18 protein-coding genes are annotated in these 22,168 nt (G+C 67.2%); 8 read left to right on the top strand and 10 right to left on the bottom strand.

The genetic code is table 11. The annotated features are described in order from the left end of the window. Positions 1-5: 5 nt before the first annotated feature. From motA to ACVKN3_RS16870, 3 genes are all read right to left on the bottom strand, one after another. The gene (gene motA, locus ACVKN3_RS16880; RefSeq protein WP_354516210.1) at positions 6-860 is read right to left on the bottom strand and encodes a flagellar motor stator protein MotA; all 855 of its coding nucleotides are present in this window, start codon (positions 858-860) and stop codon (positions 6-8) included. Between the two features lie 80 nt (positions 861-940). Continuing rightward, positions 941-2,254 carry a two-component system sensor histidine kinase NtrB gene (locus ACVKN3_RS16875; RefSeq protein WP_285406443.1) on the bottom strand — a complete coding sequence of 438 codons (1,314 nt, stop codon included), beginning with the start codon at positions 2,252-2,254 and terminating at the stop codon, positions 941-943. Positions 2,255-2,368: 114 nt separating this feature from the next. Further along, a complete protein-coding gene (locus ACVKN3_RS16870; RefSeq protein ID WP_354516212.1) occupies positions 2,369-2,647 on the bottom strand; it encodes a hypothetical protein in 279 nt (92 codons plus the stop codon). Positions 2,648-2,851: 204 nt separating this feature from the next. On the opposite strand from ACVKN3_RS16870, the gene ACVKN3_RS16865 reads away from it, so the two are divergent. Then, positions 2,852-3,091 (top strand): hypothetical protein, encoded by a 240-nt coding sequence (locus ACVKN3_RS16865; RefSeq protein ID WP_036137310.1) that lies wholly within the window; start codon positions 2,852-2,854, stop codon positions 3,089-3,091. A 76-nt stretch (positions 3,092-3,167) separates the two neighbouring features. On the opposite strand, the gene secF is transcribed toward ACVKN3_RS16865, so the two are convergent. From secF to tgt, 4 genes are all read right to left on the bottom strand, one after another. Then, the gene (secF, locus tag ACVKN3_RS16860; protein WP_285406439.1) at positions 3,168-4,130 is read right to left on the bottom strand and encodes a protein translocase subunit SecF; all 963 of its coding nucleotides are present in this window, start codon (positions 4,128-4,130) and stop codon (positions 3,168-3,170) included. A 12-nt stretch (positions 4,131-4,142) separates the two neighbouring features. Continuing rightward, a complete protein-coding gene (secD, locus tag ACVKN3_RS16855) occupies positions 4,143-6,023 on the bottom strand; it encodes a protein translocase subunit SecD (RefSeq protein WP_285406436.1) in 1,881 nt (626 codons plus the stop codon). Positions 6,024-6,082: 59 nt separating this feature from the next. Further along, on the bottom strand, positions 6,083-6,427 hold the full coding sequence (yajC, locus tag ACVKN3_RS16850) for a preprotein translocase subunit YajC (protein ID WP_285406433.1): 345 nt from the start codon (positions 6,425-6,427) through the stop codon (positions 6,083-6,085). Positions 6,428-6,570: 143 nt separating this feature from the next. Further along, entirely contained in the window at positions 6,571-7,701 is a 1,131-nt protein-coding gene (gene tgt / locus ACVKN3_RS16845; RefSeq protein WP_354516215.1) for a tRNA guanosine(34) transglycosylase Tgt, read from the bottom strand. A 146-nt stretch (positions 7,702-7,847) separates the two neighbouring features. Here tgt and fliK point away from each other — a divergent pair, with 146 nt between their 5' ends. Both fliK and ACVKN3_RS16835 read left to right on the top strand, forming a co-directional pair. After that, complete coding sequence (fliK, locus tag ACVKN3_RS16840; RefSeq protein WP_354516217.1) at positions 7,848-9,059, top strand: flagellar hook-length control protein FliK; 1,212 nt, start codon at positions 7,848-7,850, stop codon at positions 9,057-9,059. Beyond that, positions 9,056-9,319: a flagellar biosynthesis protein gene (locus ACVKN3_RS16835; protein WP_285406425.1), complete on the top strand. Its 264-nt coding sequence runs from the start codon at positions 9,056-9,058 to the stop codon at positions 9,317-9,319. The genes fliK and ACVKN3_RS16835 overlap by 4 nt, the downstream gene beginning before the upstream one ends. Positions 9,320-9,323: 4 nt before the next feature. Here ACVKN3_RS16835 and murD read toward each other — a convergent pair whose 3' ends face one another. From murD to ACVKN3_RS16820, 3 genes are read right to left on the bottom strand one after another with little or no spacing between them, the layout of a single operon-like run. Beyond that, positions 9,324-10,676 carry a UDP-N-acetylmuramoyl-L-alanine--D-glutamate ligase gene (gene murD, locus ACVKN3_RS16830; protein WP_354516220.1) on the bottom strand — a complete coding sequence of 451 codons (1,353 nt, stop codon included), beginning with the start codon at positions 10,674-10,676 and terminating at the stop codon, positions 9,324-9,326. Then, positions 10,663-12,012, bottom strand: a complete 1,350-nt coding sequence (gene murL / locus ACVKN3_RS16825) for a UDP-N-acetyl-alpha-D-muramoyl-L-alanyl-L-glutamate epimerase (protein ID WP_285406421.1) — start codon at positions 12,010-12,012, stop codon at positions 10,663-10,665. The genes murD and murL overlap by 14 nt, the downstream gene beginning before the upstream one ends. Continuing rightward, positions 12,009-14,570, bottom strand: a complete 2,562-nt coding sequence (locus ACVKN3_RS16820) for a bifunctional aspartate kinase/diaminopimelate decarboxylase (protein WP_456992158.1) — start codon at positions 14,568-14,570, stop codon at positions 12,009-12,011. The genes murL and ACVKN3_RS16820 overlap by 4 nt, the downstream gene beginning before the upstream one ends. A gap of 1,070 nt (positions 14,571-15,640) precedes the next feature. On the opposite strand from ACVKN3_RS16820, the gene ACVKN3_RS16815 reads away from it, so the two are divergent. The 5 genes from ACVKN3_RS16815 (at position 15,641) to ACVKN3_RS16795 (ending at position 21,984) form a co-directional block, all read left to right on the top strand. Then, positions 15,641-16,954, top strand: a complete 1,314-nt coding sequence (locus ACVKN3_RS16815; protein ID WP_354516224.1) for an APC family permease — start codon at positions 15,641-15,643, stop codon at positions 16,952-16,954. 47 nt (positions 16,955-17,001) lie between these two features. Beyond that, positions 17,002-17,553, top strand: coding sequence for a (2Fe-2S)-binding protein (locus ACVKN3_RS16810; RefSeq protein WP_081916297.1), 552 nt, complete (start codon positions 17,002-17,004; stop codon positions 17,551-17,553). Then, complete coding sequence (locus ACVKN3_RS16805; RefSeq protein ID WP_354516226.1) at positions 17,550-19,826, top strand: xanthine dehydrogenase family protein molybdopterin-binding subunit; 2,277 nt, start codon at positions 17,550-17,552, stop codon at positions 19,824-19,826. Before ACVKN3_RS16810 ends, ACVKN3_RS16805 begins: the two co-directional genes overlap by 4 nt. A gap of 26 nt (positions 19,827-19,852) precedes the next feature. Beyond that, positions 19,853-20,617, top strand: a complete 765-nt coding sequence (locus ACVKN3_RS16800) for a class I SAM-dependent methyltransferase (protein WP_354516228.1) — start codon at positions 19,853-19,855, stop codon at positions 20,615-20,617. Positions 20,618-20,700: 83 nt separating this feature from the next. Continuing rightward, positions 20,701-21,984 (top strand): polyhydroxyalkanoate depolymerase, encoded by a 1,284-nt coding sequence (locus ACVKN3_RS16795; RefSeq protein WP_354516230.1) that lies wholly within the window; start codon positions 20,701-20,703, stop codon positions 21,982-21,984. Positions 21,985-22,168 lie beyond the last annotated feature (184 nt).

The raw sequence follows: 22,168 nt of genomic DNA, 5'->3' as shown, positions 1-22,168 counted from the left end.
GACGGTTACCGCGCAGCCTTCAGGTGGGCTTCGAGATCCTGGAAGGTGGGACGCGTGCCGGACTGCAGGGACTTGCGCGCGAACTCCACCGAGACCATGGGGTTGTAGCCGCGCAGGTTGGCCAGCAGCGCCACCTTGACGCACTCGAAGGCCTTGCCGTCGGTATTGACGCGCGCTTCCATCGCGGCGGCCAGCGGGCCGATGAAGCCGTAGCAGAGCAGGATGCCGAGGAAGGTGCCCACCAGCGCGCCGGCGATGTGCTCGCCGATGACCGCGGCTTCGCCGTCGATGGATTTCATCGTGATGACGATGCCCAGCACGGCGGCCACGATGCCGAAACCCGGCAGGGCATCGGCCATCTTCTGCACGGCGTGCGCCGGCGCGGCGGCCTCGTGGTGATGGGTTTCCAGCTCGACGTCGAGCAGTTGCTCGAGTTCGTGCGGATCCATGCTGCCGCCCACGATGAGGCGCAGGCAGTCGGTGATGAAGTCGATCAGGTGGTGCTCGGCGACCAGGCGCGGATAGGCCGAGAACAGCGAGCTGTTGGCCGGGTCCTCGATGTGCGACTCCATGCCGAGCTGCCCCTCCTTGCGCATCTTGATGAAGATGTCGTAGAGCAGCGACAGCAGGTCGACGTAATCCTGCTTGCGGTATTTCGGACCCTTGAGCAACGCCATGGCGTCACTCGCCGATGCCTTGACGATGTCCAGCGAATTGGCACTGATGAACGCCCCGATGGCGCCACCGAAGATGATGAGCAACTCGTAAGGCTGCCAGAGGGCACCGATGGACCCGTGTGAAAGAACGTAGCCGCCCAGTACGGAGACGAGGACGACAATGGACCCGATGATGACCAGCATGACTTGCTTCCTCCTAACCCTTCGCTTATCGGCAGATCGGGCCGCGAGTTGAGCCGCTTCGTCAGCGCCCGGTCAGGATGTCACTCGCCGGATTCCAGCGGACCGGGGTAATGCGGGAAGACCAGGCGGATACGGGTACCGACACCGGCATCGCTTTCGATCTCCACACCGCCACTCGCCTGCGCCACGGTGCCGTAGACCTGGGCCAGACCGAGGCCCGAGCCGCCGGCCTTGGTGGTGAAATACGGCTCGAACAGGCGCTGGCGCACCTCTTCGGACATACCGCCGCCGGTATCGGCCACGCTCACGAACACCTGGCGCAGGGTGGCGCGCTCGCCGACAGCGGCGGCGAAACGTGTGTCGCCCATTCGCTCGCCCACCTCGATCACGATGGTGCCGTGACCGTTCATGGCGTCACGGGCGTTCAGGCAGACATTCATCAGCGCCTGCTCCAGACCCTGGCGATCGAGCCATACCGGCAGGGGGCCCGGAGGGCACACCACGTCCACACCGACGCCGCCGCCCATACCGTGACGGGCGAAGTCCGCAAAGCCCTTGACCAGGCTGCCTACATCCACGGGTTCCGGCCGCAAGGGCTGGTTCCGCGCAAATGCCAGCAGCCGCCGGGTCAGCGCCGTGGCATGCCGGGCGCCCTCCGTCGCGTAGGCCAGCATGCGGCGATGACGGGGGTTCAGCTCGGCGGCGTCTTCCTCCAGACCCGACAAGCTCACGATCACGGTTTGCAGCATGTTGTTGAAGTCGTGCGCGATGCCGCTGACCAGTTGGCCGATGGCCTGCTGTTTCTGGGCCTGCAGCGCGCTGGCCTCGGCCAGGTCGCGGCCGTGATGAGCCATGGCCAGCTGCTCGGCGACCCCGGCGAGGCGATTCTCCGCATCCCGGCGCGCGCCATGCTCGGACTCGAAGCGTTCCATCAGGGTGCCGTACCGGGTGGATGCGCTGGCCGAGCGAGCCACGGTCTCGTTGAGGCGCTCCTGCAACAGCTCGTTGATCGCCTCGATGGCGGCCTGCACCTCGACCCGCTCGGTGACATCCCGGCTGATGACGATGAAATGGTCGATCCGGTCGTGGGCGATCACGGGCGCGATCATCACCTCCCACCAACGGGCGCTGCCGGCGTTGGACGGGCGCGCCGCCACGAAGTCAACGCGTTCGCCGCTGGCGGCGCGGTCGAGCACCCCCGCCACCATGCTGCGCGCTTCCTCGGGCCACAGATCGACCCAGTGCATGCCCAGGAGGCGCTCCGGGTCGTCCGCTACCAGGCTGTGGGCGCCCTGCCCCGCGACGAAACGGATGACGCCCTCGCTGTCGAGCTCCTTCATGCAATCGGCGGATGCATCGACGAATTGCCTGTACAGCCCATCCACGCTACTCATGACCCGTCCGTAACCCCTCGCGATCCAGGCGGCCAGTATGACCTGCGCGGCCGTCCTGCGGTGTGCTGCGTAACGACTTTCGACACGCCGATGTACCCGGCTCGTGCAAGCGACTCAGTCTTCCGACTCGGCCGCCGGTTCATCTTCGAAACCCGTCTCGCCTTCGGCAAAGGCAGGCGCACCGTCGTCGTCCACGCCCAGCACCAGGCCCAGCGCCTTGTCGGCAGCCTCGGCGGCACGCGCTTCGTCGCGGAAGCTTCGGTTTTCATAGACGGCAAAGAACGAGGGAAAACTGCCGTTGGCTGGATAGGACGCGATAAGCGCCGTGTACCGCGAGCCTTCCCGCGTCGCGCTGCTCTTCAGGGTGAAGCCGGGAAATTCACGTTGTGCCATGGATCGAAAACCTCGAGAAAGAGCGGAAAGTCCAGCGCGGCCGAAGGGTTGCCCGATATCCTTCACAACTGTCATCGGAAATCAAGGAACCCGTTCAGAAAAAGCCGCTTGCTTCGCAGGATTTTGTAGAGTATTTCGTACATCAAGCGCCCTCACAAAGACTTCACGACGGGCGTGATTCAGCGAAACAGGGGCAAGACAGCTATGAACGTTATCACCACCACGTTGCCGTCGCGGCGGCTGGCGTGGGCCGTTGCCGCCGTACTGGCCGTGGCTGGCATCGCCGGCCTGGCCCTCGCGCCCAGGGTCGCCATGGCGATCCCGCGCACGGCGATCCAGATGGTCTACGCCTGGCTCTGCGCATCGCTTGTGGGCTCTGCCTATGTCGTCGTTACGCTCGCGAACGATGCCGAAGGCGCCACCGAGGACAGGGATGACTTCTGATCTCAGGGATGGGGTGATGCGTCAAAAATAAACCCGGCCTCGGCCGGGTTTATTCTTTTACGGCAACCGGCTGGCCTTACGGGCGGCGAGCCAGTTCCGGGTCTTCCTTGGTCACAGGCATCAGATCCTGCTTGGACACACCCAGCCACAGGAGGATCGGGCTGGCGACGAAGATGGACGACAAAGTACCCACCAGGATGCCGATCAGCATGGTGATCGCAAACCCGTGCACCACCGGGCCGCCGATGAAGAACAGGGCCGCCATGGTGATGCCGGTAAACAGCGAGGTGATGATCGTTCTCGACAGCGTGCTGTTGATCGACCGGTTGAGCACTTCTTCCGGTGTGGCATTGCGGCTGGAACGGAACAGCTCGCGGACACGATCGAACACCACCACCTTGTCGTTGATCGAGTAGCCGACCACGGCCAGGACGGAGGCCAGCACCGTCAGGTCGAACTCACGCTGGGTGAGCGCGAAGATGCCAAGGGTGACCAGCACGTCGTGCACTTCCGTAGCCAGCGCCGCAATGGCGAAACGCTTCTCGAAGCGGATCCACAGGTAACCCATGATGCCGATGATGACGAAGGCCACGGCGACGATACCGTCGCTGCGCAGCTCCTCACCGACCTGCGGGCCGACGAAGGATTTGCTCTTCATCGTGACGTCGGGACGCGTGGTCTTCAGCACGGCGATGATGTCGCTGGAAACCCTCGTTGCGGCCTCTTCGCCCGCGAGCGTGGCCGATCCCTTGTCGTCCTTGGGCAGCAGACGCACGTTGAACTCACGTGTACCGCCGACCGATTGCACCAGCGGGTTCTCGATGCCAGCCTTTTCCAGGGTGTTGCGCACCTCGTTGACTTCGATCGGCTGCGCGTAGTCGACCACGACGGAGACACCGCCCAGGAAGTCCTGGCCGTAGTTGAAGCCCTTGGTCAGGATCAGGCCGATCGAACCGAGCATGAGCAGCACGGCCAGGCCGATGCTGTACTTGCGCAGGCCGAGGAAGTTGAAGTTCGAGTTGTGGTTGAAGATTTCCATGGCGTCCTCCCGTCAGACCGACAGGGTCTTGAGCTTGCGGCCGCCGTGGATCAGCGCCGTGATGGCATGGGTTACCGTTACCGACGTGAACATCGAGGTCAGGATACCGATGAAGAGGGTGACACCGAAGCCCTTGATCGGACCCGAGCCCATGGTCATCAGACCGAGCGCGGCGAGCAGGTGGGTGACGTTGGCGTCGAGGATGGTCGCCCAGGCCTTGTCGTAACCGGTGCGGATGGCCGCCAGCGGCGACGAGCCGTTGCGCAATTCCTCGCGGATGCGTTCGCAGATCAGCACGTTGGCGTCGATCGCCATGCCCAGGGTGAGCACGATACCGGCGATGCCGGGCATGGTCAGGGTCACGTGGATCAGCGACATGACCGCGATGAGCAGCACGAGGTTGAAGAACAGCGCGATGTCGGCGACCAGGCCGAACAGCTTGTAGTAGATGGCCGCGGCGATCAGCACCAGGCCGAGGCCGAGCATCACCGCCTTGAAGCCCTTGTCGATGTTGTCCTTGCCCAGGCTGGGGCCGATCACGCTTTCGCCCACGATATCCACCGGGGCTGCCAGCGAGCCGCCGCGCAGCAGCAGCGCGAGGTCGGAGGCCTCGGCGTCGCTGGGCAGGCCGTTGGTCGAGAACTGCTTGCCGAACGGCGAGCTGATGTTGGCGTAGTTGATGACTTCCTCGGTGGTCTTGGGCGTCTTGATCTCCTTGCCGTCAACCATCTTGATGTCGTTGGTACGCGTGATGTAGAGCACGGCCATCGGCTTGCCGACATTGCCGTTGGTGAAATCCTGCATCTTGCGGGCGGCCGCGCTGTTCAGCGTAACGCTGACATTGGGCGTGCCGTTCTGCTGGTCGCGGCCGGACACGGCCGAGGTCAGCTGGTCGCCCGTGGCGATCACCGTCTTGCTGAGCAGGTAGGGGCGGCGGTCGCGACCGTAATACAGCTTGGCATCCGGCGGCACGCTGCCGCTGCGCGCGGCATCCATGGCCTGCTGCGGCGTATACAGGCCGGCACGGTATTCCAGGGTAGCCGTGGCACCGATCAGGCGCTTGGCTTCCGCGGTGTCCTGCACGCCGGCCAGTTCCACGATGATCTTGTTCTCACCCTGCTGCTGGATCAGCGGCTCGGACACGCCCAGCTCGTTCACACGCTGGCGCAGCGTCGTCACGTTCTGGGTGATGGCGCTCTGCGCCAGTTCGCGCAGGCGGGTGGGCTTGACCACCGCATTGAGCGTGAAGCGATTGCCCGTCGAGGGGCCGTCGGTGACCGTCAGGTCGGTGAACTCGGCACTGATGGCGCTGGCGGCCGCCTGGCGGTCGGCATCGCTACGCAGCACCACGCCGACACCCTGGCCGCGCGGATTGCGTGACACCGCGTCGTAGGAGATCTTCTTGTCGCGCAGCATGGAGCGGATGTCGTCCGCGTAGCGGGTTTCCTGGTTGTCGATCACGGCGTTTTCGTCGACTTCCATGAGGAAGTGAACGCCGCCCTGCAGATCGAGGCCCAGCGGCATCGAGAACGCGTTGATCGAGCGCAGCCAGGCAGGCACGGTGGAGGCCAGGTTCAGCGCCACCGTGTAGTCGTCACCCAGCGCGCCGCGCAACGCATCGGAAGCCCGCGCCTGCGAATCGGCATCGTTGAAGCGCGCCAGCAGGCGCTCGCCCTTGTCGGAGCCGGCCACGTCGACGCTTGCGGCAGGTGCCTTCGCGGCGGCCAGGATGCCCTCGACCCGGGTCTTCAGACCGGCATCGACGGCGTTGCCGCGGTTGCCCGAGATCTGCACGGCCGGCTGTGGCGGGAAGACGTTGGGCAGCGCGTAGACGATGCCGAACAGCAACACGATCACGACCAGTGCGTACTTCCAGCGTGGAAAATCACTCATGCCTTACATTCCATGGAGGCGGCCGGGTGCCGGCCGCAGCTGACGCGATGCGAAGAAGCTCAGGACTTCTTGAGGCTGCCCTTGGGCAGCACCTGGGTGATGGCGCTCTTCTGGACCTGGACGACCGTGCCCGGGGCGATCTCCACCCGGACGAAGGCCTCGCCCACGTCCTCGATGCGACCGGCCATACCGCCGCTCATCACTACCTCGTCGCCCTTGGACAGGGCTTCGAGCAGCGCGCGGTGCTCTTTCTGCCGCTTCATCTGCGGGCGGATCATCATGAAATAGAAGATGCCGAACAGCACCGCCATCATGATCAGCGGCGAAAAGCCCAGCGCGCCCTGGGAGGCGCCGGCGGCGGGAGCGGTGGCCTGGGCAACGGCGGCGAACATCGGAAGGCTCATGCAGATTCTCGCAAGTCATGGAACAGCCAAGGAAAAGCGGCTGCTCACGTAAAAAGATCGTGGATTATGCCACGCCCCCGGCGCTTATGTACCGCGCCGGCCGTGGGGTCGCGGGGCGGCCTGTAGCCGCGGCCCGGGCCGGGTCAACCGTCGACGGTCGCCTTCTGCCGGGCCGCGTAGAACGCCGCCACGAAGTCGTCCAGCGTGCCCGCCTCGATCGCGCCGCGCAGTCCGGCCATCAGACGCTGGTAGTGGCGCAGGTTGTGCATCGTGGCCAGCTGGCTGCCCAGGATCTCGTTGCAGCGGTCCAGGTGGCGCAGGTAGGCGCGGGAAAAGCCGTTGGCGCAGGCGTAGCAGTCGCAGCCTTCCTCGATCACGCGCGTGTCCGCGGCGAACTTCGCGTTGCGGATGCGCAGGGTGCCTTCATGGGTGAACAGGAACCCGTTGCGGGCATTGCGGGTGGGCATGACGCAGTCGAACATGTCGATGCCCCGGCGGACGGCCTCGACGATGTCCTCCGGCCGGCCGACGCCCATCAGGTAACGCGGGCGGTCCCTGGGCAGCATCGGCAGGGTCAGGTCGAGGGTGTGATTGCGCTCGGCCTCGGGCTCGCCGACGGCCAGGCCACCGATGGCGTAGCCGTCGAAGCCGATCTCGATCAGGCGGGACGCCGAGCGCTGCCGCAGGTTTTCGTAGGTGCTGCCCTGGACGATGCCGAACAGCGCGTTGGGGTTACGCAGGTCGTCGAAGGCCTGCCGCGAGCGCTCCGCCCAGCGCAGGCTGAGCTCCATGGAGTCCGACGCGACCTTCTCCGTGGCCGGGTACGGCGTGCACTCGTCGAAGATCATCGCGATGTCCGAATCCAGCACCTTCTGGATACGCATCGATTCCTCGGGCGAGAGGAACACCTTGGAGCCGTCCACGGGCGAGGCGAAGGTCACCCCTTCCTCCGTGATCTTCCGCTTGTGCGCCAGGGAGAACACCTGGAAGCCGCCGGAATCGGTCAGGATCGGCTTGTCCCAGCCGATGAACCGGTGCAGCCCGCCGAACTCCCCGACGATCTCCAGACCGGGACGCAGGAACAGGTGGAAGGTGTTGCCGAGGATGATTTCCGCGCCGGTGTCGAGCACATCGCGCGGGGTCATGGCCTTGACGGAGCCGTAGGTGCCCACCGGCATGAAGGCCGGGGTTTCCACGGTGCCACGGCCGAAGCGGAGACGGCCGCGCCGCGCCGCGCCGTCGGTGGCGAGAAGGTCGAAGGGGAGCTGGGTCATTCCCCTAGTGTAACGGGAGTGGCTACTGCCGTTTAAGCGCCACGCCGTGTCGGCATGTTCCTAAAGTTTCGCGAGTTTCCGCCGATCCCCTCACCACAGGAGCGAGCCCAGACCGGGGTTCGCACAGCCCCCGGGAGTAACTGCCCTTGATCATTCAGCCGACCAGTGTCGCCGCCCAGCTCTGGGCCGGCGCGGCTGCGGGCACCACCGCCGCCGCCGACGCATGGCGGGTGGGCACGTTGCTCACGGCGCGGGTGATCGGCCAGAACGACATAGGCAAGCTGCTGCTGGACATCGGTGGCATGACGGTCGAAGCCGATACGACCGGTACGCAGCTGCCTTCGCAGTTCCAGGTGCGGGTACTCACCCAGGGCACGCAGCCACAACTGGAAGTGGTGCTCGCGCCGACCGACGAACGCGTGGCCTTGCAGGGCCTGCGCGAGCGCCTTCCGCAGCAGAACGGCTATGCCCCGCTGCTCGGCGCGCTGGCCGCGCTGGCCCGCAGCCCCGTTGCGCGGTCGCTTCCCGCACCGCTACGCGCGGCCCTGGCCACACTGGAAGCCTCGATCAGCCGCCCCGACGATGTCGGCACGCCGACGGGCATGAAGGAAGCCATCGCCCGTAGCGGCGTCTTCCTGGAGTCCCAGTTGGCCGAACCGCATGCCGAACTGCCGGCGTCCGACGACTTCAAGGCCGCGCTGATGGTGCTGCGCCGGGTGCTGGCCGACCTGCCAGCGACCCGTGCGCCCGGCCTTGCCGCCGGCATGGGCGGGACGTTCTCCACGGGTACCGGTAAAGGCCCCCTCGGTGCCTTGCCCCGTCCGCTCAGCGACACGCCTCCGCCGCTCGCACAGCGCGCGCTGGTGGCACAGGCGCGCGCCGACGACCTGGCCATCACCGAAGACGACGTCGACACCCTGGTCAGCCAGCTGCGCACGGATACCCGCGCCGCGCTGTCGCGTGTGGAAATCGCCCAGCTCGAGTCGCATCCCCAGGCCGGCGTGTGGATGGTGGAGGTACCCCTGGCCGGCGTGCGCGGCTATGACGTGCTCCAGCTACGCATCGAGGAAGGCAAGGCCGGCCCGGGCGAGCCGGAAGGTCTGTGGACCATCGGCTTCGCCATCGACCCACCGACCCTCGGCGCGGTGCAGGGCGAAATCCAGCTTCGCGCCCCGCGGGTGTCCGTACGCCTATGGGCAGACCACGGGCCGACGGCCGCACGCCTCGAAAACGAATTCGTTCCCCTGCGTCGCACGATGGAAAAGAGCGGCCTCCAGCTCGACCATTTCTCCTGCATACACGGCCTGCCCGTGCCCACCAGCGCTTATAGCGCTGTCCTTCTCGAAGCGCGCGCATGAGCCAGGCCCTGCCTTCACCGCGACGCAGCGTCACGCTGCGGCTTGCGACGCCCACCAGCAGCGGCAAGAACGAGCGCGTGGATGCCGAGGGGGTTAAAGCAATGCTGGAACGTGCACAGGCCATGGGCCTCGCCCCGCACCTCGACCCGCAGGTCGCCACGTTGCTGGCGGCGGTGCGCCTGCGCGACGACGTGCCGCCGGAGCTCTATGCCGCCCTTGCCGCGGTGGTCGGCACCTTGCTGGCGGCGACCACGGACTGACCGGTCAAAGCACGCCCAACCCCTTGAGAGTGGCGTCTTCCGTGTCGAAGCCAGCCCATGCGGCAAACCGCTTGCCCCGTTCCGCGTAGTCGCGGAACTGGTCGAAGCTGGGTGCACCGGGCGAAAGCAACACCACCCCATCGCCGTCGAGCACCCTGCGTGCAGCCGCGACAGCGGCGGAAAGATCGGCCTCACGATGCACCTGCGCCACGCCCGCCGCCTCCAGCGCCTCGGCGATGCGGGGCCCGTTGCTGCCCTGGCAGACGATCGCCGCCGGGGCATGCTGCCGCATCGCTTCGATGAAGGGTGTCCAGTCCAGCCCACGGTCGTGCCCACCCACGATCAGCGCGACACGCGCGTCGCCCACGCTTTCCAGTGCCGCGAGGCTGGCCAGCGGCGTGGTGCTGATGGAATCGTTGATCCAGCGCAGGCCGTCGCGCACACCCAACGGTTGCAGGCGATGCGGCAAGGGAACGAAAGAAGACAGCGCGGGCGCCGCCGCTCGCGTATCGAAACCCATGATCTCGAGGGCGGCCAGCGCGGCACAGGCATTGAGCGCATTGTGCAGGCCGGGCGCGGACACCTGCGAGGCAGCGATTACGTTCTCGTCGCTACGCCGTATCCAGCCATCGGCCACGTGCCAGTGCGCCACGTCGCCGAAGGTATGCAGGCCCGGATGCGGCGCGGCACGCGCCAGCAAGGCAGGCTGCAGGGCATTGACCAGCACCCGTCCCGACGACGCCAGCAGTTTCAGCTTGTCGTCGACGTAGCGCTCGCGCGAGCCGTGCCAGTCGAGGTGTTCCTCGTAGAGGCTGGTAACCACCCCAAGGCCCACGCCGAAGGCCTCGCCGGTCTGGAAGCTGGACAGCTCGATCACCCACAGGTCGGCCGTCTGGCCGTCCAGTTCGAGCATCGGCAGGCCGATGTTTCCGGCCAGCGCCGTGCGCACGCCTAGCGCACGGGCGAGATGCGCGACCAGCGCCGACGTGGTGCTCTTGCCCTTGGTGCCCGTGACGGCGATGGTGTTCGCCGAGACGTTGGCGGCGAACCACAGGGCGGTGCCGGAGGTGAAGCGCGTGCCACGCGACTGCGCGGCGAGCATCTCCGGCTTATAGGCCGAAATGCCCGGCGACTTGATGACGACCTCGTACGCGGCGAGAGCATCCGCATCCGGCGCGGCCTCGTGCACGCGCAACGCCGGATACGCGGCTCGCGCCGTTTCCGCTTCGTCGGCTGCACAGTAGAGGTCGACCGGCTGGCCCGGCAGGTGCCGCGCCAGCGCATTCAGTGCCGCGCGGCCCTCACGACCGAAGCCCCACACGGCGACACGCCGTCCCGCAAGATCAGCCCAATGCATCCAGCGCTCCGTGAAGGCGTTCCGGCACCAGGTGCGATGCACCAGGCTGCAGCCACGGTTCCAACGCCAGTTCGCTTGGGTCCAGCTGCGGCAGGATCTCACGACGGAAGCGCGAGACCAGCGCATCCTCGCGCCACTCCGGACGCTCGGCCAGCGAGGCCAGCGCGGCGCGGGCCTCGGCGCCTTCACCGACGCACTCGAACGGCTTGTGGTCCTTGTATTCCAGCAGGGCATCAAACGCGCCGGCCAGCACGTCGTCGTCGAGCAGGTTGCGGCCGAAGATCGACACCAGCCGAGGCTTGGCAAGGAAGGGTGCCAGTGCCAGGAACACGAAGTGACACTTCGGACATTGCCCGCACCAGCGATCCGCCGGTTTCGGACCGAGGATGCGGAAGTTACGGTTGCAGCTGGAGAACACATCGAAATAGCCCGTGCCCAGACGCGCGAATGCGCTGGTCACGGCCAGTTCCGACCACGGCCGCAGCAGCGAGCAGTAGTCCAGGTCCGCCGCCACGTGCGAATGCAGATAGTCGTGGAAGGTCTTCTCGAAGCCGTAGCCCTTGCTCCACTGGTGGTTCACTTCCTGCCCGTCGTATTCCAGCGTGGCCACCGAGGCGGAGCGCTCGTTGGCGAACACGATGGAGTCGTAGCCGTACAGCAGCGCGGCCAGCGTGAGGATGGCCGAATTGATCGCGGTGACCGGGATATGCCCGTTCCACGCACCCAGGCGATTGAGCTCGAACAAGCCGGGCGCCAGTTCGCGCGACACGTTGAGCGTGGACAGACCCGTGCGTGCCGCGCATTCGGCGATGAGCGGGGAATTGCCCACCCACGCCGCCGTGGCGTCGCCGCCGATCGACTTCACCGCCTCGACGGCCACCACCGAATCCTTGCCGCCGCCGATGGGCAGCAGCGATCGCGCCGGCAAGCCGACCGCCGGCGCGGCACGGTGCACCGAACGCTCGAACGGGAAGGCGATGCGGCCGCGCAGGTCGAGCCGGTTGCGGTACGCGAACTCGGCCAGGCCGTGCAGGTACAGCGCATCGGCCAGGCTGGCCGTGGCTTCGTCGAGGGGCTGGCCCTCGACGACGATGGACGGCGGAATGCCCGCTTTGTAATAGCTGACCCCGGCCACGATGTGCAGCAGGCGCAGGGCCGCGGCGAAGGCGGCTTCCCGTTCCACCGGCACGGTCGGCGCACCGGGGAAGGTTACCCGCTCGGTAAGCTCCACGCCGTCGTCGAAGGCGTAGACCAGCTCCGCGACGCCATCGACGAAGGTATGACGGACGAAACGGAAGCTGGCGCTGCCGCGTGGATCGTTGAGCGTGGCGGTCACGGCAGCAGTACCTCGTCGGCTTCGTCGCGCAGGTTGTAACGCGACGACATGACGGCGCCATAGGCACCGCCCTGCGCCACCAGGATCACGTCGTCTTCCATCGATGCCGGCAGCCGCCGGTCCGAGCCGAGGATGTCGCCGGATTCGCAGATGGGGCCGACCACCTGGTACATGGTGGTGGCCGGCTCGCCATGGCGCGTGAGGTTGACGATCTCGTGCCACGCATCGTACAGCGCGGGGCGGATCAGGCTGTTCATGCCCGTGTCCAGGCCCAGGTAGCGAACGTTCGCACCCTTTTCCTTCTCCTGCGTCACCCGCGCCAGCAGCACGCCGGCGTCGGCGACGAGGTAGCGACCGGGCTCCATCCACAACTGGAACTGCGGATAGGCCTGGCGCACGGAGGTCAGCACACGATCCAGCGCGGCCATGTCCAGCGCCGTTTCGCCCGGGTGCGAGGGCACGCCCAGGCCACCGCCGATGTTCAGCACCGTGATGGTGCCGATACGTTCGGCCAGTGCGGCGAGTTGCGAGTACACCTCGCCCCAGTGGGCGGCGTCGAGGATGCCCGAGCCCAGGTGCGCATGCAGGCCGATCACCCGCGCGCCAGCCGCGTCGGCCAGGCGCAGGAAACGATCCACCTGCTCGATCGGCACGCCGAACTTGCTGCCGGTACCGCCCGTCTTCACCTTGTCGTGGTGGCCCAGCCCGCGACCCAGGTCCACGCGCAGCACGATCTCGCGCCCGGCGAACAGGTCGCTCCAGTGCTCGATGGGATAAAGCGCGTCGATGGTGATCGTGGCGCGCGTGCGCAAGGCAGTTTCGAAATCGCGGCGCGAGGCGAAATTGGGCGTGAACAGCAGCGGCGTGCTTTCCGGTACCGCTGCGGAGACGGCGGCCAGTTCACCCGGCGACACGCATTCGAAGGCGAAGCCTTCTTCGGCCAGCACCGCCAGGATACCGGGATGGGTATTGGCCTTGACCGCGTAATGCGCGCGATCCACGGCCTGCAGCGACTTCACCCGACGCGCCTGCGCACGCACCGTGGGCAGGTGGTAGACGTAGCGCGGCGTGCGCTGCGTCGCCAGCTCCACGAGTTTCAGGCGCTCGGCCTGCCACCACGCGGCAGCGGGCAGGGCCTGGTCGCCGGCACCGTAGAGGGCCTGCCACGACGGACCGAACACCATGCTGTCGTCCGTGCGCAGGGCACCGGCACCGATCAGCAGTTCGTGCAGCCGCGGCAGCATGGCGTCCACCACGTCCTCGTCGACCACGAAGGTCAGGTTGAGGTTGTTGGACGACTGCGAGATGAGGTGCACGCGCAGCTGGCCGAACTCCGCCAGCACACCGGACAGCTTGTGCAGCATGGAGCGCATGCCCCGGCCGACCAGGGTGATCGCCGCGCACGGCGCGATCACCTTGACCCGGCACACGCGTGCCAGATCCGCGGCCAGGGCGGCGATGGCATCGGAATCGAGCAGGTTCTCGGTCGGGTCCAGCGACACCGTGACGTTCGTTTCCGCCGAGCCGATCAGGTCCACCGACAGGCCATGCCGCCGGAACGCATCGAACACGTCGGCCAGGAAGCCGACCTGCTGCCACATGCCCACCGATTCCATCGACACCAGCGTGATGCCCTTGCGGGCACTGATCGCCTTGATGCTGGGCGCGTGCTCGCGGATCTCGGGACCGATGAAGGTGCCTTCCAGTTCCGGCCGGTTGGTGTCCTTGATGAGCAACGGCACGCGCGGCTCACGCAGCGGCGAGAGGCAACGCGGATGCAACACCTTGGCCCCGGTGGAAGCGATTTCCTGGGCTTCTTCGTAGTCCAGGCGCTGCAACAGGCGCGCACCGGCGACCTGCCGGGGATTGGCCGTGAACATGCCGGCCACGTCCGTCCAGATTTCCACGCGGGCCGCCGCCAGCAACGCGCCGAAGTAAGCCGCCGAGGTATCCGAGCCCCCGCGGCCGAGCAACACGGTGCGGCCGTGCTCGTCGCAGGCGATGAAGCCCTGGGTAATGAACACCTCGCCGCGCGCCGCCAGCCGTTCGGACAACGCCGCGTCGTGGTGCGGCTCGACCATCGCCGAGAGCACGCGTGTGCGCTCGTTCTGGTTGGGCAGGGCCACCGAATGCAGGCATTCACGCGCGTCCACCCAGGTGGTCGGCAGGCCGTTGGCGCTGAGGAAGGCCGCACCCAGCGCGCTCGACATCAGTTCGCCATGCGCCTGCACGCGCGCCTGCCAGGCCAGTTCGCCCAGTTCGCCAGCACCGCCGTCGGCCAGCGCGGCCAGGTCGGCCAGGCGCGCACCCAACGTTTCCGGCATGGCCAGCAACATGTCGGCCAGCAGGGCGTGGTGGCGATCGGCCAGTGCGGAGGCCGCGTCCGAGCGGCGTTTCGGGTCCGGATGCGTGCAAAGCTGTTTCAGGCCGTCGGTGATACCGGACAGGGCCGAGACCACGATCAGCACGCGGGCGCCTTCGGCGCGACGGCTGGCGGCCAGCTCGAGGATATTGCGCCAGCGTGCGGCCGTGGCAACCGACGTGCCGCCGAACTTCATGACGATCCAGGGCGCGTTGACGGGCAACGGCGCGTTTGCGTTTTCGCTCACGGGACTCTTTGGGCTGGTGGGAAAAGCGGGCTGCCGAGGGGGCGGCATATCCTTTGAAGTGTTGCGCTGCAACGGAAAAAACGCAATCTGCTGGGGGGGGGCGTTGGAGCAAGAGCCGGCGGGTGCCACCCTCGGGGCCACGCCTACGGCGACCCGTCAAGGAAAGGCCGCTCCGCGGCCGCTTATTGATTGCCCTTCGGGCCGGGTCGGGCTTCGCACAGGGGTTTTCGACTCGACATCCCTGTCTCGCGAAAACGGCCGGCCGTCCTGGCCGGCCCCCTTCGGGCCTGATCTGTGCGAATCCCTCGCCTGCGGCTACCGGCCCCGAGGGTGGCACCCGCCGGCTCTTCCTGACACTGAGGTTGCGTGTGGGGAGAGCGAAGAGCCAGGTTTCGCTTCGTTGCTGGGAACGCTCGCTTCATGTTGCGCATGGCGTCGTTCGCGTTGGATGGGTTGAGGGTTCGCCGACATCGTCGGCTCCTACCCAGATGGCGGATCACGCGTTGGATATGCCACGGGCTGCCCTACCCCTGGGGTAGGAGCCCACGATGTGGGCGAAAAGCCAACAAAGCGGCGACGCCGTACCCTGCACGTCTACGGTGCTCGCGTAACAACCTGCCTCAGTCTTGGGAAGAGCCGGCGGGTAGCCCCCTCGGGGCCGGTAGCCGCAGGCGAGGGCTTCGAACGGACAAGGCCGCGTAGCGGGGCCGGCCAGGACGGCCGGCCATTTTCGCTGAGCCATGGATGGCGAATCGAAAATCCCCGGGCGAAGCCCGACCCGGGCCCGTAGGGCAATCAATAAACGGCCGCGCGTAGGAGCGCACGATGTGCGCGAACCAGGTACACGGCCGCGCCAGCGGCCTTTCCTCCGGGTCGCCGCAGGCGTGGCACCGAGGGGGCTACCCGCCGGCTCTTGCTCCAAGGCCCCAAGGCTCCAAGGCTCCAAGCCATCAACAACCTTTTACAAACCCGCCATCCCAAGCCATCCTCCCGTCTTTGCCCGAAACCGACCACGACACATGGAAAATCCCGGCTACGCCCGCCGCCTCACGCTCATGGATGCCGCCCTCATCGTCGTCGGCGGCATCATCGGTGGCGGCATCTTCCTCAATCCCGGCATCGTGGCGCAGCGCACGTCGTCCGGCTGGGTGCTGCTGGGGCTGTGGGTCGGTGGTGGCCTGCTCACCCTGATCGGCTGCCTCTGCTACGCGGAACTGGGCGCGCGGCGTCCCCAGGCCGGCGGCAGCTACGTCTACCTGCGCGAAGCCTTCGGCCGCCTGGCCGGTTTCCTCTTCGGCTGGACCATGCTGCTGGTGATCTACAGCGGCAGCAGCGCCGCGGTGGCCACCATCTTCGGTACCTATGCCACCTCGGTGTTCGGCCTGTCGCCGGACCTGGTCAAGCCGCTGGCCGTGGGCGCGCTGATCTTCGTGACCGGGCTGAACCTGTTCGGCATCCGCTTCGGCGCCCAGGTGCAGAACGTCTTCTCCATCCTCAAGCTGCTGGCGATCGCCGCCCTGGTCGTCACCGGGCTGGCCTTCGCCGGCGTGGGCAACACCGAAGCGCTGGCGCCGGGTGTCGTGCCCACCAGCGGCAGCCTGGCCAGCGCCCTGCTCCCGGTGCTGTTCGCCTTCTCGGGTTTCAGCTACCTCAACAACCTTGCCGGTGAGGTGCGTGACCCGCAGCGCACCCTGCCGCGCGCCCTGGTGCTCGGCATGCTGGTGGTGATCGCCGCCTATGTCCTGACCAACTACGCCTATATGGCGGTGCTCGGCCACGACGGGCTGGCCGCCAGTCAGGCGCCTGCCGCCGACGTCATGAGCCGCGTGTTCGGCACGGCCGGTGCGCGGGTCATCGCCATCGGCATCGCCGTGTCCACGCTGGGGTTCTGCAACATCACCCTGGTGGCGGGCGCCCGCGTGCTGCAGGTCATGGGCGAGGACGGCCTGTTCTTCGCCAGCGTGGCCCGACTGCATCCCCGCTACCGCACGCCCAATATCGCGCTGATGGCGCTGGCGGCGTGGGCGATCGTGCTGGTGCTGGGAGCCAACTACGGCCAGTTGCTGGACTTTGCCGCGTTCGGCGACTGGGCGGCCTACGCCGTCACCATCGCCACGCTGTTCTGGTACCGCCGCCACGGCGGCGAACGCCCGGCCTTCGCCACACCGGCCTATCCGCTGCTGCCACTGGTCTTCATGGCCACGGTAGTCGCAGTGGTGGTGGCCTATGCCCTGGACAAGCCGCTGAGCGCGGGCGTCGTCTGCCTGGTGGTGCTCGCAGGCCTGCCCGTCTATGCGGTCTGGCGACGCCTGTTCAGTAAACTCGCTCGCTGATCACGGGCACCGATGCCACAATGACCCGGTTAAGCTGAGGAAAGCAGATGGCACAGCAAGGTCCGACGTCGCCCGTACCCGTTCCCACCCCGCAGGATGCCGCGCAACCGGCGCCCACGCCCGTACGCGAAGGCATCGACCTCATCGTCAACGACAAGCGCTACAGGCACACCGGCGACAAGACCATGCCGCTGCTGTGGTACCTGCGCGACGTACTTCGCCTCACCGGCGCCAAGTACGGCTGCGACCAGGGCGATTGCGGCTTCTGCACGGTGATCGTCGACGGTCGCGCCGTCGCGGCCTGCCACACCCCGATGGCCAAGCTGTCCGGCAAGCGCGTCACCACGGTCGAAGGCCTGTCCGGCAAGGACGGCAAGCTGCATCCCGTGCAGCAGGCCTGGATCGACGAGGACGCGATCATGTGCGGTTTCTGCCAGCCGGGCCAGATCATGGCGGCGGTGGATCTTCTCTCCCGGCAGAAGAACCCCTCCGACGACGACATCGACAAGATCGGCAATCTTTGCCGCTGCGGCAGCTACGGCCGCATACGCAAGGCGATCAAGCGCGCGGCCGGCACGATGAAGGACGGCAAGGCATGAGCGGCGAAGTCCGGCTGTCCCGTCGCCGCTTCCTCAAGTACGCCGCCGGCACCGCCGGTGCGCTGGTCATCGGCATCGGCACGGCGGAAGCGCTCGATCGTCCGCCGCCCGTGGGGCTGCTCGGCGATGCATGGGCGCAGGTCGGCCCCTACCTGCGCGTGGCCGCCGACGGCCGCGTGTACATCGGCGTGCGCGATCCTGACAACGGTGAAGGCACCGCCACCTCGCTGGCCCGGATCATCGCCGAGGAACTGGATGCCGACTGGTCCCAGGTGATCGTCGAACCGCTGGGCCTGGGCGTGCGATCGGGCAACGGCGAGCCGGATTTCATCTACGGACGCCAGCGCAGCGGCGATGCCAGCAGCATTCCCGCCGCCTGGGCGGATCTGCGCCAGGCCGGCGCGCTCGGCCGCTGGTTGCTGCTGCAGGCCGCCGCACGGCGGCTCGGCCTGCCTGCCGACCAACTGCGCAGCGAGAACGGCGCGGTAATCGCCAGCGACGGTCGTCGCCTTTCGTACGCCGACCTGGCGTCCGCGGCCGCGTCGGTGGATGCGCCCTCCACGCCGCCCCCGCTGAAGGCGGCCGACCAGTACCGTCTCATCGGCCAGCCGGCGGGCGACGTCGATGCACGCGCCGCCGTCACCGGGCAACTGCGTTACGCCGCCGACGACACCGTCGGCAATGCCGTGGTCGCCGTGCTGGCGCGCTGCCCGTACCCGGGTGGCACGCTGGACAGTGCGGACCGCGATGCCGCGAAGAAAGTCGAAGGCGTCTACGACATCATCGACATCACGCCCGAGCAGGGCCAGGCGCCCGGCAGTACGCCACAGGCACCGGCCATCGCCGTCCTGGCCAGCGACACCTGGGCGGCCCTGTCCGGCCGTGTCGCCCTCAAGGCGAAGTGGAAGCCGGGTGCCACGCAGGAGCCCAACGCCTACACGCTCGAACAAAAAGCCCTCGAACTGTTCGCCGATGACGCCGCCACGCCCAGCACCGTGCGCAGCGACGGCGACATCGCGGCCATCCGCAAGAAGGCCGCGCGCACGCTCGAAGCCACGTACTTCCAGCCGTGGGTGGCCCACGCCACTGCGGAAACACCCAACTGTGTCGTCCGCCTCGATCCGGACACCAGCATCACCGTCATCGCCGCGACGCAGTCGCCGCGCGCCGCCTATGCGGTGGTCCAGCGGATGACCGGCTTCCGGCCGGACCAGATCGACATCCAGGTCCCACGCGGCGGTGGCGCGTTCGGCCGGCGTCTCGACCAGGATTACATCGCCGAGGCCGTGGCGGTGGCCCTGGCGAAGAAGGACGACGCGATCCGCAACCGTCCGGTCCGGCTGCTGTGGACTCGCGACGACGACCTGGCGCACGACTATTACCGTCCGCTGGCCGTGCACCGCCTCAACGCCTTCATCGATCGCAAGAAGGCTATCGTGGGCTGGCACCAGCGCATGGCCAGCCCATCGGCGCTGGCGGGCCGCAACACGCCCGACAACCGCCTGTGGCAGTCCGAGCTGGTAGCCGACGCGCTGCCAGCCGGTCTGGTGCCGAACTTCCGCAGCGACTGGTACCCGCTGCTGTCGCAGCTGTCGCGCGGCGAGTGGCGCGGTTCGCCCAACGTCACCCCCACCTTCGCGTCGGAAAGCTTCATCGACGAGATCGCCAACCTGCTGAAGGTGAACCCGCTCGACTTCCGCCTCGGCATGCTGGGCGACGGGCGCCAGTTGCCCTACAGCGGTCGCGGCGGCCCGATCGACACCGCCCGCCTGGCCAACGTACTGAAACTGGCCGCCGAGAAAATCGACTGGAGCCGCTGGCTGCGCAGCGAGAACGGCCTGGGCATCGCCTGCTCGTATGTTTTCGGCGCCTACGTGGCCCATGCCATCGAAGTGGCACCGTCGGGCGAAGGCATAGACATCCACCGTGCCGTCTGCGTGGCCGATGTCGGTCGCGTGGTCAATCCGCTCGGCCTCGAGGCCCAGCTGCAGGGCGCCACCATGGACGCCCTGTCCACCGCGCTCAACCTGGCCATCACGGTGAAGGACGGCCGGGTGCAGCAGACGGGCTTCCGCGACTACCCCTTGGCGGCCACGCAACCCCTCCCCTATGAGGTGGAAACCGTGATCGTGCCGTCCACGGCCGAGCCCACCGGGGCCAGCGTGATCGGTGTACCCTCGGCGGCACCCGCTCTCGCCAACGCCGTGTTCCGCGCCACCGCGGTACGCATCAGACGCCTGCCGCTGCTGCGCGAGCTGTCCCGCCTGCGCTGATACCCCCGTCCCGCCCGAGGTAACGCATGACCATCGCATCATTCACCTCGGGCTCGACGGCCACGCGGACCGACGCCGACCTGATCGGCAGCAACAAGCGCTTCTACGACGCGCTGTGGTCCGAGGCCAAGCTGTTCTCGCCCGACCGCTTCAATACGTGGCCGCTGGTGGCCGAGTTGACGGCGCAGACCACCCGCCGGCTGGAGGTCGCCCCGGGCCTGCGCCCACGGCTGCCCCTGGAAGGCACCCAGTTCGTCGACCTCAGCCGCCCGGCCCTGGCCGAGCTGGGCCGGCACGGCGCACGGGTGGCCAACGCCATGATTGGCGCCCTGCCCTTCCGTGACGCCAGCTTCGACTTCGTCTGTGCCTTCGACATCCTGGAACACGTGGTGGATGACGAGGGGGCGCTGGGCGAGCTGGCGCGCGTGGCCGAACCCGGCGCCCGACTGCTGATCTCCGTACCGCTGCATCCCGACGCCTGGACGGCGTTCGACGACTTCGTCGGGCATTACCGCCGTTACGAGCCCGATGCCATCCGTGACCTGCTGGCCCGCCACGGCTTCACGATCGAGCGCAGCGCCGTCTACGGCATGCAGCCGAAGTCGTCGAAGCTGCTCGACCTGGGTCAGTGGTATCTGACCCACCAACGCGCGCGCGCCATGTGGTGGTACAACCGCGTTTTCATGCCCCTGGGCATCCGGTTCCAGAAGGCGCTGGCCTTCACGCCCGGCTTCGAGCCAGGCCCCGGCGTCGACGAAGTGCTGCTGGTCTGCCGCAAGGCCGACACTTAAATCGAGCAAAAACAGGGGCTTTACATATGGCGCGGCGCAACTGGTTATGATGCGCCACCCTCCCCGCCCCTTCCGGAATCGGCATGCTCTATCTCATGCACGAATGGCAACGCTCGATGCTCAGCCCGCTGACCTACTGGGCCGAGGCGAGCGCGAAGATGTTCGGCGATGCCGCCAGCCCGTTTGCCCGCATGCCTGGCGCCGACCGCGCCGCCGCGGGTTACGAGCTGATGTTCCGGCTGGGCAAGGCCTACGAAAAGCCCGAGTTCGACATCCACAGCGTGCACGCCCACGGGCATGACGTGGCCATCGTGGAACAGATAGCGCTGGCCAAGCCGTTCTGCACGCTCAAGCGTTTCAAGCGCTTCTCGGACGACCAGGCCACGGTCGACACGATGAAGAACGACCCCGCCGTGCTCGTGGTCGCCCCGCTGTCGGGCCACCATTCCACGCTGCTGCGCGATACGGTGCGCACCCTGCTGCGCGACCACAAGGTGTACATCACCGACTGGGTGGACGCCCGCATGATTCCCCTCGACGCCGGCTCGTTCTCACTGGCGGACTACGTGGCCTACATCGAGGAATTCATCCGTCACGTCGGCGTGCACCGTGCGCACGTGGTGTCGGTCTGCCAGCCCACCGTGCCGGTGCTGGCCGCGGTCTCGCTGATGGCCGCACGCGGCGAGGCCACCCCGGCCACGCTCACGCTGATGGGCGGACCGATCGACACCCGCAAGAGCCCGACCAGCGTCGACAACCTGGCCACCACGCGGCCGCTGTCTTGGTTTCGCAACCAGCTGATCCACAAGGTGCCCTACCAGTACCCTGGCGCGGGCCGCGAGGTGTATCCAGGCTTCCTGCAGCATGCCGGCTTCCTCGCCATGAACCCGAGCCGGCACGTCATGTCGCACTGGGATTTCTACGAAAACCTGCGCAAGGGCGACCTCGACGACGCCGAGCAGCACCGCAAGTTCTACGACGAATACAACGCGGTGCTCGACATGCCGGCGGAGTATTACCTCGACACCATCGAGACCGTCTTCCAGGAGCACCGCCTGCCCAAGGGCACGTGGGAGATCCACGGCGAGCTGGTCCAGCCGGCGAAGATCAAGGACACCGCCCTGCTCACCATCGAGGGCGAACTGGACGACATTTCCGGAGCCGGCCAGACGGAAGCCGCGCACGGACTATGCAAAGGCATTGCGAAGAAGCGTAAGAAGCACATCACCATCGAGGGCGCCGGACACTACGGCATCTTCAGCGGCCGCCGCTGGCGCGAAGTGGTGTACCCCGACGTGCGCGATTTCATCAAGGCACACGATAAAGGCAACAGCAACACGGGTGCGCAGGGCAACCGCCCGGTCTAACCACGTCCGGCATGTGTATGCGTGTAGGAGCGGACGATGTCCGCGAACCCTCACCATTCCTATGGCGAACGATGCCTGACGCGACGCACAAGCCGGCGTTACGCCCGATAAAACCGGCTTTGTCGGGCGTCTAAAAACGCCCGCCCGGTTTGGTGTCCGGCTTCATTCGCCATAGCCCTCCTGA

The organism is Luteibacter sp. PvP120 (assembly GCF_054055715.1).
This window is presented reverse-complemented; position numbering and strand designations above follow the sequence as displayed.